This is a genomic window from Flavobacterium sp. GW821-FHT11G01 (assembly GCF_058808175.1).
Genome location: NZ_JBXARK010000005.1, coordinates 288,957 through 303,672 on the forward strand (window position 1 = coordinate 288,957; position 14,716 = coordinate 303,672).

Here is a 14,716-nt window from a genome sequence, read left to right on the forward strand (position 1 = left end):
TATTTTATTTTTTAATAAATTTCATAACCTGAACTTTATTATTTTCATCAATTGCTTTCACAACATATAATCCTGTTTTTAATTCGCTTACGCCAAATTGAAAATCTGCATTTCCATTTGGAGTAAAACTTTTTACCAATTGACCGGACATTGCATAAATCTGAACTTTAGTCGTTGCAATATTTATGGTAAAATAATGCAATACCGGATTTGGATATAAATTAACCGTATTCTCTTTTTCGAATTCTGAAATAGCCAAATTCGCTGTTTTGTTTCCGTAAACTTTGTATTCACCCGGCCCTAAATTGATTGCAGCATTGACGTCAGTAACATTTATAGGAGTATTATCCATTAAATTATACCAGGTGCCAGTGTATTGAAAACCTGTAGCGACATTTTGTGCAGTAACATCAAAATTGGCTAAAATCAACACATCTTTTAATTGTGTTATTGCTAAATTTGGATTTGTGATTTTAATATTTACCGTTAGCGTGTTTGTATTAGCCATTGTAGACGTTCCAAGAAATACTGGCTCGGTTACTTTAAGGTTAATCATTTTGGCCCAATCGTAATAAATTTTATTTCGATTTGTATCTCCTAACCAATTTTCTGCCCATTGCGGCTGCGGTTTTGTATCTAATTTACAATCACCTGAAAGAGTTGCCGAAGCATCATTTACACTTCCATCCCTACAAGTAAAAATAGAATCATCCCAACCTAATTCGCCAAAATGCCAGATCATTTTTGGTCCTGGAATCAACAATGAAACTGCTCCAATTGCTGACATTCTAGACAATCCGGTATTCAATGTTTTTACATTGTAAGTTCCTGCTGAATTCCCATATTGTACGTTTTTATACATCAAACGTTCTTCATCATGACTTTCAGCATACCCCATTAAACGGTTTGATGTAAAACCACGGCTGGAACTCATCATTCTCGAAATATTATTGTCTGTCGAATATCCCATTGACAATTGATTGTACTGATCCGTCATTTTTCCCCACATCATCACTCCTTTGCTTGGCGTTTCAGTTATTCTGTAGTTTGCCCATTCCTGCTCTTCAGTATCAGATCCTAAATGTTCGAAAATAGTATAATGCGTTGGGTCAAGGCTCCATGAATAATCGGCGTATTTCTTTAAAACAGCAACTCTGTCGGGGCGATAACCGTTTGTACAAGATTCATCTGCGGCAGTACATTCTTGTGTAAATCCTTTAGTTAAATCCCAACGGAAACCATCAATTTTATATTCTTCAATCCATTGTTTGATCACACGATCTACATAATATTGTGTTTTTACCGATTGATGATTAAAATCTTCACCCACACTATAACTGTGTTTGGCAACGGTATTAAAATAAGGGTTTTCTGTTGTTGGTGATCCAAAACCATCTCCATCAGGATCATTCATCCACATTCTTACCATGGGATTTCTTCCGAAAGCGTGATTTAAAGCCACGTCAAGAATAACTGCAATTCCGTTTTGGTGACATAAATCGATAAGCTCTTTCAATTTATCCGAAGTACCATAAAATTTATCCAAAGCCATATGATATGAAGTATTATAACCCCAACTTTCATTGCCTTCAAATTCCATTACAGGCATTAATTCAATAGCATTTATCTTAAGTGTTTTAAAATAATCTATTTTATTAATAAGGCTCTGATAATTTCTGCTTGCATCAAAATCACGGACCAAAACTTCATAAACAACCAATTTATCTTTTTCAGGTTTACTAAAATTAGTTACTTGCCAATTGTATGGAGTTTGTCCAGTTTTAAGCACAGTAACTTCAAAATTCTGTCCTGCCGGATACGCTGGCATATTTGGATAAGAGGTGGCAGGAATCGAAGAATCATCATAAGGAGATAAAACCAAAGTCGAATAAGGATCGGCTGTTTTTACCAATGAAGGAGAATTTGCCAATGGAGTTGCATCAACAACCCAATACTGATAAGTATTATTTACTCCTGAAACTAATCCTGTTAATTCTAGCCAGAACTTATCAGAAGCAGGATCTTTTTTCATAGCATATGCCGTTGTAGGTTGCCAGTTATTAAAACTTCCGGCAACGTAAACAAAATCTTTTAAAGGTGCATCTAAAACTAAAGTTGCCTTTGTTGCATCTGCAGTATTATAATTGATTCCGTCAACTAAACCTGAAGGCATAGTTTCAGAAACCGTATTTGGATTTACAATTACTGAAAACTTTTTAATTATCGTTGTCGCTCCCTGTACCACACTCAATTCATAACTTTGATTGGCTATTATATTGGTATGATTAAATGAATAAGACGATGTACTTGTATTTGAATTGATTGTCGTTCCGTTTGCTTTTAATGTATAACTCGCGGCTCCGTTTGTATTTGTAGCTGCAATATTAAAATTAGAACCAGAAGCTATAATTGTAGTACTATTTTCAGCCGGAGAAGTTAGTGTAGCCTGAAAAGAGCCAACTTCGACTAAAATATCTTGTGATTGTTTTGTTCCGGACCCATCCTTTGCTTTAACCAAAAAACCTATTTTTCCAATTCCGTTTCTATTAAAATAAACTGATGGAGTAAATGTTTTAGTATAAGTATCCGTTCCTGCGTTATAAGTAAATTTACTAGCTTCATTTGATGCTGTCCAGGATCCGTTTGATGGTGAATCTAATTCATTTTTGTCACTTACATCAAAAGACCATGACCAAAAGTATATTGCATTTCCTGTTACTGCCCAGGCACTCTCATTAATTGTCTTTCCATCAATTGTAATAGAAATAGGAGTTGTTTCGTCAAAAGTGGGCGGATTTATAGAATAGGTTACTTCTGCTTTCTGGGCAAAAAAAGCCACAGACCACAAAAGCGCGATTAATAGTAAAGTTTTTTTCATAAAGTGGTTGATTAGTTAGTTGGAGTAAAAAAGGGCTACCTTATAGATAGCCCTTTTAAATATTTCAAAAAATATTACTCTTGATTTGGAATCATTAAATAGCTTCCATCTAAATCATTGAAATAAATAAGATATTTAGATTTCGCTACTGGTATGTTATCTCCAGTTCCGCCTCCTGAGAAGGCAGTATTACCACCCCATGAAACATCCCAACTATCATTTGCTCTAAATTTAAGTCCACCATCCTTCAAAGCTGTTTTACCAAGACTCCAAATGTGTCCGTTGAAAGTAGATTTCACCATTGGCGTTGAAGAATCCCAGCCACCAGGTGTACTGTCTCCAATAATACCTACTGTTGTATATAATTTTGCAGCAGAAGCATCATACGGAGTAAGTTTATAAGTTAATTTTTCAACATCCATAATGAAAGTGTAATAACCATCAGCCGTGATTTCAAAACTAGCAGGATCCGGAGCTGCCTCTGTTCCTCTATACACTAAACTTCCTCCTGAACCTCCATACATTGGAGCCCAGTTACCTAAATTAGTAATAGTTTTGAAATAACCTTTTTTAAAGAATCCTGTAAATTTATATTCATTTGAATTTTTTGGATTTCTGAATAATATTTGGTTTCCTTTATTGTTATCCCATCCTGAAACTGTAGCGTCTCCAACTAAATACCATTCCTTAAAGTTGTAATCAACTCTACCTGTATAAGGAGTTACGCTGATTGTAATTAGCTTTGTACCTAACTGAGGAATAGCTCCCGCAACACTTGAAGTAATTTTTACATCAAACTGAGAAACAACTTCGGTTTGTGCACCAAGATCAATTGCCGCCTGATTTAAATCTTTAGCAAGCACTGAAGCTTCAGTTATACTCGTTGTCGTTGCAAGAGTTTTGGCAGCTTTAAAATCACCCCCTTTTTTATCAATTAACAAAGTATATTTTACTACTACAGCTGTTGAGTATGTTGCAGCTGACCAAGTAAATTTTGCAGCTACTTCTGATGGCTTGTTAGCATCCAAAACAAATTTGGCTCCTGTTGCCGGTGCAGTAATTTCTGGTACCGAAACAGCTGAAATTATTGGTCTGTCATCTACAGCATCAGCATTACACGACACCGCCAATACACCAATAAATGCGATTAAAATTTTATATATATTTTTCATTTTACTGTTTTATAAAGGTGTTAGTATCCTGGATTTTGCTTCAAAGTTGGATTTGCCTGAATAATTCTAGACGGAATAGGCATTAAATCTCTGTAAGATTCTGTTGAAGTACCATTCATAGTACCACCTTTCCATTGCCAGATTTTAGATCCACCTGTGAATTTTCCAAAACGAATTAAATCAGTTCTTCTGTGGCATTCCCAGAACAATTCTCTTCCTCTTTCATTTAAGATAAAATCAAGAGTTAAATCTGCAGTACTAATTTGTGTAGCATTTGCTCTCGTTCTGATTTTATTAATGTAACCTACAGCTGTAGTAATATTTCCAGAAGAAGCACCTCTCACAGTTGCTTCAGCATACATTAAGTAAACATCAGATAATCTGAACATCGGAAAATCAGTATCTGGCATATCTGTTCTTTGTGCCGCAGAACCATCAGCCTTTTTGTTGATATACTTTGTAACGGCATATCCATCTGTAAAAGTTCCAATATTGTTAATATCTAAAGACTGGCCATCTGTATGGAATGTTCCTCTTTTGTCTCCAGTGGCAGTTGCATCAGGGAAAAGAGCAACAAACTCTTTACGAGTTCTTGTTCCAAACCATCCACCATCCATACCTCTTGAAGAAGCATCGATACTTCCTCCAATAGAAGCATGTATAATAAAACTCATTCCTCCACCAATTGCTCTGATAGCATTTCCATCACCAATAATTGGAAAAATAAACTCAGATTGAGCGCCATTTGTATTATTATCTGCAGAAAATAAATAACGGTAAGGAACATTTGCGAATGTGTATCCTGAACTTGTAATAATGTCGTTGCACAATACAGCCGCATCGTTATTTCTATCAGTACCTGTATAAACTTTAGAATTTAAATACATCTGAGCTAATAAAAATTTAGCAGCAGTTTTATCGATTCTTCCGTACTCATTTGTTTTTGGAGCAGCAAGGCTACCATCTAAATCTTTCAATTCAGCTTCAAGAAAAGCAAAAACTTCTGCTCTTGTTTTTTGTTCAGGATAAAAGAAACCAACAGGATCTTTTTCAGTAGTAATTGGCACATTTCCGAACAAATCCATTAAGTTATAATAAGAAAATGCTCTTAAGAAACGAGCTTCAGCTCTAAAAGTTGCAATTTCAGCTTTAAGATTAGCATCAACACCTCTTTCACTCAATTTCTCATCTGTTGTTTGTCTTAAAAATTCATTAGCAACACTAATTTCATAGAATGCTCTTGAAAATGTTCCTGCTAAGAATTCGTTAGCAGGTGACCACGTTTGAGTATTAATTGTTGGTAAAGTACCATCAGCCCAAGCAATAACCGCCTCATCTGTTGGAAGTTCCTGTGTTACGAAAAGTAATCTTAAGTAACTACTGAAATCTCCACCAATTCCTGCGATATCCGGTGATGAATCACCGTCATTTCCTCCTACATATAATCCAGCATATAATTTTGCAAGGACCTCTTTATATGATGTAGGATCTTTAAAAAATGATTCAGATAGAAACTCATCATCATCGCCCGGCGTTACGTTTAAATCGTCCGTACACGAAGTAAGCGTCATACTTATTCCTAAAATGAATAGGAAGAAATAAGATATATATTTAAATGATATTTTCATTTTATTTGTTTTTAAAATTTGTTTTCAATATTCTACTAGAAATTTGCATTTACTCCAAACAAGAAAGTTCTGGCTCTTGGGTAAACATTATTATCAATTCCGTTGAATTTCTCTGGATCTAAACCGTCATATTTCGTAAGAACAAAAACATTTTGAACTCCTGCAGTAAATCTTAAAGAAGCTGCTTTTAGTAATGTCTTATCAAAAGTATATCCAAGAGTTACATTGTCAAGTTTGATAAAAGAAGCATCTTTAATAAAATAGTTAGACAAATAACGTGATGTACCATTATCTTCAAAAGTGAAACCAGTATTAAGATAATCTGAACTTACGTTAGATAAATCCGTTTGTCTTCTTAAACCAGCATCTGAGTAACCTAAATTAGAACTTACGTTATCAAAAATATAATTCCCCAAACTAGCTCTCCAGTTCATTGTAAAATCAAACTTTTTGTAGTTTAAAGTAGAGAACAAACCGAACGTATAATCTGGTGTTGGTTTGTGAAATCTGTAACGATCTGCATCGTCTAATTTTCCATCACCATTTCTGTCTACATACGCACCAGCAATTGGTTTTTTATTAGCATCATATAATTGCTCGTATACTAAGAATGAGTTAGGTGCATAACCTACTGAGTTAACCTGAATTTTATTTCCAGCACCTCCTGCAATATTATCTCCTGAAAGGTAACCTTGGAAACCAGGAACAGTAATTCCTAAATCAGTAATTTTTTGATCAATGTAAGTTGTATTAAAAGCAACATTCCATGTTAAATTATCATTTTTAACGATATCGGACTGAATATTAAATTCAATACCTTTCGTTCTTACACTTCCAATGTTATAAGTACCTTGGTTTCTGATATTTGCTCCATCAGGAACCACAACATCAGCTAATAAATCACTTGATTTTTTATCAAAGTAGTTCACTGTACCAGTGATTCTGTCATTAAGGAAACCAAAATCAATACCAACGTTAGTTTCAGCTAATTCTTCCCATTTAATATTTTCGTTATAACCTTCAGGTCTTGCAGTAGAATATACTTTTCCACCAAAAATATACTGTGTATTAATTGTTCCTAAAGTAACACGTCTTAAATAATCGTATTGCGCAGGAATATCTTGTTGTCCTGTTGTACCATATCCAAATCTTAATTTTAAGCTTGATAAAGTTTCGTTATCTTTTAAGAAAGACTCTTCTGCAACGTTCCATGCTAAAGCAACTCCGGCAAAATTACCCCATCTGTTTTCTTCAGAAAAACGTGAAGTTCCGTCTCTTCTATAGTTTAAAGTTACTAAATATCTGCTATCATATCCTAAATTCAAACGTCCAAAGTAAGATTGTAAGTTGATGTCCGGATCAGTAATAACATCTTCATTAGGATTTGGTTGTCTTGTTTCTCCAGATTGATATTTCTCTTTTTGAAACAATTGGTAGTTATAACCTGCTGTCGCGTCAATTTTAAATTTACCTAAGTCTTTTGTATAGTTGAAATAAGTATTTAAGTTTTTGTTTTGCAACATATCAGTATAACTTGAATAGTTACCAACATTAGTCCAATTCCCTGAACTAAATGGATTTGGCTGATAACCTAAAGCACTTTGAGTACTAACTTCAGTATAACCACTACTATCAAATCTGTCAATACCAGCTTCAGCAACGATTCTTAAATCTTCAAAGAAATGGAATTTATAATCCAATCTAACATTCCCCCATTTTCTGGTTGAAGTTGCTCTTCTTTCATCCTGATTTAATCTTGCAACAGGGTTTCTTGCTGGCAATAATGGTAAATTTCCATTACTTTCTAACCATTCAAAATATCCTCCGTAACGAGAACCTGCACTGTAAACAGACTGCGTAGGATCAAAACCTATAGCGCTTCCAATTACTGCAGCTTCATCCTGAAATTGATTTTTTCCAAAAGATAAGTTTCCACTAATATCAATTTTCAAATGATTATCAAACAAAACCGGATTTAACGATAACGATGTCGTAGTTCTTTCAAAAGAAGTGTTTCTTAAGATTCCAGGATTATCAACGTTTCCAACAGATAAACGTACAGGCAATTTATCAAATAAAGCACCACTAACAGATATATTATTGTTGGTTGTTAATGCAGTATGGAAAATTTCATCCTGCCAGTTTGTATTTGCAGTACCCATTAAACCTTGTTGAGTTGCTGAACCTTTTGTTTTTACTAATTCACGAAATTGATCAGCACTTAATACATCAACCTGATTTGCTACTGTGTTAATACCAACCTGAGAACTAAAGTTAACTTTTACACCACCTTTTGTTCCTTTTTTAGTTGTAATAACAATAACTCCATTTGCTGCTCTAGATCCGTAGATTGCTGCTGCTGCTGCATCTTTAAGAACTGTAAACGACTCAATATCATTAGGATCAATAGTCGATAAGATACTTGTTGCTCCACTTGGAACAGCATTACTTAAAGGCAATCCGTCTAAAACGATTAATGGTTCATTAGAAGCAGTTAATGAAGATCCTCCACGAATTCTAATATCCGCTTTTGCTCCTGGTGCTCCGCCTCCTGTAACGTTAACACCTGCAATACGGCCACTAATTAAACTTTCTGGAGTAACATTAATACCTTTATTAAATTCTTTTGCAGAGATTTGTGACACAGAACCTGTTGCATCTTTTTTCTTAACAGTACCGTAACCTACCTGTACCACAACTTCCTTAAGTTGATTCGTATCTTCTTCTAAAGAAACGTTTAAAGTTTTTTGCCCATTGAAATCAAGGGTTTGCGTTTTGTATCCAATAAAAGAAACAACAATTTTGTTTCCGCTTTTAACATTTGATAGTTGGTAATTACCATCAAATCCTGTTGATGCACCGCTTGGAGCACCTTGTACATTTACATTTACTCCCGGTATTGGCTGACCTGTTGCTTTATCGACAACAGTCCCGCTTAATGTGTTTTGAGCTAACACAGAAAACGGCAACAATAGGAATAAAAATAACAACTTTTTGTAAATTGTTTTCATACTTTTTGTTTAAATTAGTTTGAGTTTGTGATTGTTAGTTAAGTTTTTAATTTTACTTCGAATTTCAAAATTAGGAATATTTTAACACGCTCAACAAGAGGCCATTTTAATTGGTTTACGAAAACGTGGTAGTGTTGAAAACTTTCTATTTTTTGTAATCTTTTAAGTCAAAAAATGCTAAATCAGAAAATAAAAGATACCTTTATTATTAATTAGATTTTTTTCAATAATACATATGAAACGCAAAATCACCTTAAAACAGATTGCAAAGGAACTGGACGTATCTATTTCAACTGTCTCAAAATCACTTAGAAACAGCTTAGAAATAGGGGAAGAAACGCGCTTAAAAGTCCAGGCTTTTGCAAAGTTTTACAACTATAAACCCAACAATATTGCCCTTAGTTTAAAAAATCGAAAAACCAAAAGTATTGGTATTATCATTCCGGAAATTGTACATTATTTTTTCTCGACTGTAATCAACGGAATTGAACAGGTTGCTAACGAAAATGGCTACAGTGTTGTGATATGTTTATCTGATGATTCTTTTGATAAAGAAGTCCTGAATATGGAGATGTTAGCTAATGGAAGCATTGATGGTTTTATCATGTCCCTCTCCAAAGAAACCCAGTATAAGGGCGACTTTCACCACATTACCGAGGTTATAAATCAGGGAATGCCGGTTGTAATGTTCGACCGTGTAACCAACGATATTTTATGCGACAAAGTTATTATTGATGATAAAGCTGCTGCTTATGAAGCGGTTCAGAGTTTAATTGATAATGGAAGAAAAAAGATCGCTTTAGTGACTACTGTCGATTATGTAAGTGTTGGAAAACTAAGAACAGATGGTTACGAAAAAGCACTTCTGGACAATGGATTACCTTTCAACGAAGATTTAATAATCAAAATTGAAGATGTAGACACCTGTGAAATCACAATTAGCCAACTTTTACACGATAGGGCTTTTGATGCTGTTTTTGCTGTAAATGAACTTTTTGCCGTAACAATTATCAAAACGGCAAACAAAATGGGACTTAAAGTTCCCGAAGATTTGGCCGTAATCGCTTTTACTGACGGAATTATTTCAAAATACTCAACGCCAAGCATTACAACTGTAAGTCAAAGTGGTGAAAAAATGGGAAATAAAGCCGCTAAAATGTTAATTGAAAGGCTTGAAGCCGAACATGACGACGATGATGAAGAAAACGAAAATTATACTACTGAAGTCATAGAAACACATTTAATAAAAAGAGAATCTACTGACTAAAATTCTTAAAATCAACACATTCTAAAGCCATAAAAAATATTTATGGCTTTTTTGTTAGTATATATCTAAAATTAATTTATACTTTTACGGCCGTCAAAGCTTTTACTTTTACTTCGAAAAAAACAGTAAGTTTTGATAAGCAAAGCGCTTATCGTCTAATTAATTTTTTAATTACGATAATGGAAAAGCGTAAATTAAGTTTCTGGGAAATTTGGAACATGAGTTTCGGTTTCTTAGGAATACAAATGGGGTTTGCACTTCAGAATGCAAATGCCAGCAGAATTCTTCAAATTTTTGGTGCCGACGTACATGAACTATCATGGTTTTGGATTATTGCTCCTCTTATGGGATTAATAGTGCAACCCGTTATTGGTCATTACAGTGATAAAACCTGGGGACGTTTCGGAAGACGAAAGCCCTTTTTTCTTGTAGGTGCTATTTTAGCTTCGGTTGGATTAATTTTAATGCCTCAGGCTAATATTTTCATTTCTGTATTGCCAGCTTTATGGGTTGGAGCCGGAATGTTAATGATTATGGATGCCTCTTTCAACATTGCGATGGAGCCATTTAGAGCTTTAGTTGGTGATAATTTAAGAACCGATCAGCGTACCGCAGGATTCAGTATTCAAACTTCATTAATTGGTTTTGGAGCTGTTATTGGTTCGGCTTTGCCTTATGTTTTAACAAAATGGTTTCACATTTCAAACAATGCCATTCCCGGAAGTATCCCTTTAAATCTGAAATTATCATTTATCCTTGGTGCTGCTGTTTTAATTGGTTCAATTCTGGTGACGCTTTTTACAACAAAAGAATATACTCCTGAAGAATTAGCCAATTTTGAAGATCCACAAAGTGAAGTTGATGTTCCTTCTGAAGAAAAATCAAAACTAACAGATATTTTTTCTGATTTTGCAAAAATGCCAACCACTATGCGTCAGCTAAGCTGGGTGCAGTTTTTCTCCTGGTTTGGATTATTCGGAATGTGGGTTTTTACAACTCCGGCAATTGCACATCACATTTACGGATTACCATTAAACGACACTTCAAGTCAACAGTATCAGGATGCTGGAGATTGGGTTGGAATTTTATTTGGGGTTTACAATTTAGTTTCTGCTATTATCGCATTGTTTTTCTTACCGTTTATCGCTAAAAAAATCGGTCGTAAATCTACTCATGCGCTATCTCTTATCATTGGAGGAATCGGATTAATTTCCATTTATTTTATGCCGAATGAAGACTGGGTTGTTCTTCCAATGATTTTAATTGGAGTTGCCTGGGCAAGTATTTTGGCTATGCCGTACGCTATTCTTGCAGGATCAATTGCTCCTAAAAAAATGGGAGTTTACATGGGTATTTTCAACTTCTTCGTCGTTATTCCACAAATTGTAAACGCACTAATCGGAGGTCCAATTGTAAAATATCTTTACAATGGCGATGCAATCTATGCCTTAATAACAAGCGGGGTAAGTTTTTTAATTGCTGCTCTTTTAGTCTACAAAGTAAAAGATGTAGACGACACTATTCAAAAATCATAAATAAGAATTCCCCTTATAATGAAAAAAGCATTCATATTCGATCTTGACGGCGTGATCGTTGATACCGCCAAATACCATTTTTTAGCCTGGCAAAAAATTGCTCAGTCTTTAAACATAAATTTTACGCATGAAGACAACGAACTGCTTAAAGGCGTGAGCCGTGTACGTTCGTTAGATATTATACTTGGATTAGGAAATGTTCAGGCTTCTCAGGAAGACAAAGACAAATGGCTGATTCAAAAAAATGAAGATTACTTATCTTATTTAGTTGACATGGACGAAAGCGAGATTCTTCCTGGAGTTTTTAAAATTCTGCAACTATTAAAAGATAAAAACCAGGGAATTGCGTTGGGTTCTGCGAGTAAAAATGCCCGACCAATTCTTGAAAAAACAGGAATCCTTTCGTATTTCGATGTTATTGTTGACGGAAACGACGTTACCAATGCCAAACCAGATCCGGAGGTTTTCTTAAAAGCGGCTCAATTATTAAATATTGATCCAAAAAATGCAATTGTATTTGAAGATTCTGTTGCCGGAATTCAGGCAGCAAACATAGGAGAAATGGTAAGTGTTGGAATTGGTGAGGAAACAATTTTACATGAAGCTGATTATATTTTTAAAGATTTTACCCAAATCAAAACAAGCTTTATTGAGAAACTAATTAATTAGAAAATGTGCCAATTAGATAATTGGATAATTCTCCAAACTTGAATTTTCTGATTATCTAATTGACTGATTATCTAATTAGCTTGAAAAATAAATCAACTAAATAAAAAAGTAAAATAGTACAAACGAGCAATTAAAAGATAAAATCAAATTAGAATAGCCAAAGCAGTAATTATTAAAAATTATCAAATCGGCACATTATCTAATTATCTAATTGCCCAATTATCTAATTAAAAAAAAATGAATCAAGATTATATAAAACCAGACAATTGGTCCATCATAGAAGAAGGATTTGATGTAGAAAGAGTAAAATCGTCTGAGAGTCTTTTTAGTATCGGAAACGGTGCTATGGGACAACGTGCCAATTTTGAGGAAACATACTCTGGCGAAACTTTTCAGGGAAGCTACATCGCCGGAATTTATTATCCGGACAAAACTAAAGTAGGCTGGTGGAAAAACGGCTATCCAAAATATTTTGCAAAAGTATTAAACGCACCAAACTGGATTGGAATTGACGTTAAAATCAACGAAGAAAACTTAGATTTAAATACTTGTTCTGAGGTTAAAAACTTCCGTAGAGAATTGAATATGAAAGAAGGATGGTACAACCGTTCTTTTGAAGCGACATTAAAAAACGGAACTGAAATCGCCGTAAACATTCGCCGTTTTCTTTCTTTGGATCTGGATGAAGCCGGAATTATCAAATACGAAATCACGCCTTTAAACAAAGATGCTAAAATTGTTTACAAACCTTATATTGATGCAGGAGTTACCAATGAAGATGCCAACTGGGAAGAAAAATTCTGGGAACCTCTTGAAGTAAAAAAAGGTGCAAACGAGGCTTTTGTAACGGCGCAGACTTTTAAAACGCATTTTAAAGTTACGACTTTCATGCACAATACGATTTTTGCCAACGGAGAAAACGTAAACATTTCACCTTCAACAATCGACTCAACTACTGATAAAGTTCAGTTTACTTACGGAACAATTATCGCTAAAGGGCAAACCTCAGCCATTCAAAAAGTTGGTGGATATACGGTTTCTTTAAACCACGAAAACACTTTGGCTGCAGCCGAAAAAACAATTAAAGCTGCGGTTAATTTAGGATATGATGCATTACTTCAAAATCAAATTGAAGCTTGGGCAAAAATCTGGGAAATGTCAGATATTACAATTGATGGCGATGTAAAAGCACAACAGGGAATTCGTTTCAATATCTTCCAATTAAATCAAACGTATTTAGGAAAAGATTCTCGTTTGAATATTGGACCAAAAGGCTTTACAGGAGAAAAATACGGCGGATCTACTTATTGGGACACTGAAGCGTATTGTATTCCGTTTTACATGGCGACAAAAGATCAGCAAGTTGCGAGAAATTTATTGACTTACCGTTTCAATCAATTAGATAAAGCGATTGAAAATGCTAAAGACAATTTAGGTTTCAAAAATGGTGCAGCATTGTACCCAATGGTTACCATGAACGGTGAAGAATGTCACAACGAATGGGAAATCACGCACGAAGAAATCCACAGAAATGGTGCGATTGCTTTTGCGATTTACAACTATTACCGTTACACTGGCGATTACTCTTATATTCCTGAAAAAGGTCTTGAAGTTTTAATCGGAATTGCGCGTTTCTGGCACCAAAGAGCTTCTTTCTCAAAAGAGAAAAATCAATATGTGATTCTTGGAGTTACTGGTCCAAACGAATATGAGAATAACATCAACAATAATTTCTACACCAATTATATTGCAAAATGGTGTATCGATTATGCATCGGAACAAATCAATAAAGTTGCGCTGGAATATCCTGCTGATCACAAACGTGTTCTTGAAAAAGTGAAATTATCTGCTAATGAAATCCAGGAATGGAAAAAAGTAGCCGATGATATGTACTTCCCTATTTCAAAGGAATTGGGTATTTATTTGCAGCAAGATGGTTTCTTAGACAAAGATTTAGTTCCCGTAAAAGATTTAGATCGTTCTCAAAGACCAATTAACCAAAAATGGTCTTGGGATCGCGTTTTACGTTCTCCTTATATTAAACAAGCCGATGTTTTACAATGTTTTTATTTCTTCGAAGATCATTTTTCAAGAGAAAAATTAGAAAGAAACTTTGATTTTTATGAGTCTTTTACAGTTCATGAAAGTTCACTTTCGCCTTGCGTACACTCGATTCAGGCTGCTGTTTTAGATAAAATGGACATGGCATACACTTTCTATTTAAGAACTTCTCGTCTGGATTTGGACGATTATAATAAAGAAGTAGAAGAAGGTTGTCATATTACTTCAATGGCCGGAACATGGATGAGTATTGTAGAAGGTTTTGGAGGAATGCGTGTTAAAAATGACCAGCTTCATTTTTCTCCGAAAATTCCAAAAGAGTGGAAAGGGTATTCTTTTAAAATTAATTTCAGAAATCAAATTTTGAAAGTAGCTGTAAATCATAACGAAACAACTTTTACCGTAGACGGCGATCAAGATTTAACTATTATAGTTAACGGAAAACCTGAAATTGCAGGTAAATTTGTACAAATAAATTAAATACTCTTAAAATTA

8 protein-coding genes are annotated in these 14,716 nt (G+C 34.5%); 4 read left to right on the top strand and 4 right to left on the bottom strand.

Going from position 1 to position 14,716, the window contains the following annotated elements; translation table 11 throughout:
• Nucleotides 1-4: 4 nt before the first annotated feature.
• From AC1RRN_RS11915 to AC1RRN_RS11930, 4 genes are all read right to left on the bottom strand, one after another.
• Nucleotides 5-2,878, bottom strand: a complete 2,874-nt coding sequence (locus tag AC1RRN_RS11915) for an alpha-amylase family glycosyl hydrolase (protein ID WP_492967507.1) — start codon at nt 2,876-2,878, stop codon at nt 5-7.
• A gap of 74 nt (nt 2,879-2,952) precedes the next feature.
• Nucleotides 2,953-4,050 carry a SusE domain-containing protein gene (locus AC1RRN_RS11920; RefSeq protein WP_492967508.1) on the bottom strand — a complete coding sequence of 366 codons (1,098 nt, stop codon included), beginning with the start codon at nt 4,048-4,050 and terminating at the stop codon, nt 2,953-2,955.
• A 20-nt stretch (nt 4,051-4,070) separates the two neighbouring features.
• On the bottom strand, nt 4,071-5,678 hold the full coding sequence (locus AC1RRN_RS11925) for a RagB/SusD family nutrient uptake outer membrane protein (RefSeq protein WP_492967509.1): 1,608 nt from the start codon (nt 5,676-5,678) through the stop codon (nt 4,071-4,073).
• Nucleotides 5,679-5,713: 35 nt separating this feature from the next.
• Nucleotides 5,714-8,689: a SusC/RagA family TonB-linked outer membrane protein gene (locus AC1RRN_RS11930; protein WP_492967510.1), complete on the bottom strand. Its 2,976-nt coding sequence runs from the start codon at nt 8,687-8,689 to the stop codon at nt 5,714-5,716.
• A gap of 235 nt (nt 8,690-8,924) precedes the next feature.
• On the opposite strand from AC1RRN_RS11930, the gene AC1RRN_RS11935 reads away from it, so the two are divergent.
• The 4 genes from AC1RRN_RS11935 to AC1RRN_RS11950 all read left to right on the top strand — a co-directional run bounded on the left by AC1RRN_RS11935 (nt 8,925) and on the right by AC1RRN_RS11950 (nt 14,701).
• Nucleotides 8,925-9,956, top strand: coding sequence for a LacI family DNA-binding transcriptional regulator (locus AC1RRN_RS11935; RefSeq protein ID WP_492967511.1), 1,032 nt, complete (start codon nt 8,925-8,927; stop codon nt 9,954-9,956).
• Nucleotides 9,957-10,135: 179 nt separating this feature from the next.
• Nucleotides 10,136-11,491 (top strand): MFS transporter, encoded by a 1,356-nt coding sequence (locus AC1RRN_RS11940; protein ID WP_492967512.1) that lies wholly within the window; start codon nt 10,136-10,138, stop codon nt 11,489-11,491.
• A gap of 15 nt (nt 11,492-11,506) precedes the next feature.
• A complete protein-coding gene (pgmB, locus tag AC1RRN_RS11945; protein ID WP_492967554.1) occupies nt 11,507-12,160 on the top strand; it encodes a beta-phosphoglucomutase in 654 nt (217 codons plus the stop codon).
• A 237-nt stretch (nt 12,161-12,397) separates the two neighbouring features.
• Entirely contained in the window at nt 12,398-14,701 is a 2,304-nt protein-coding gene (locus tag AC1RRN_RS11950) for a glycoside hydrolase family 65 protein (protein WP_492967513.1), read from the top strand.
• Nucleotides 14,702-14,716: the final 15 nt, after the last annotated feature.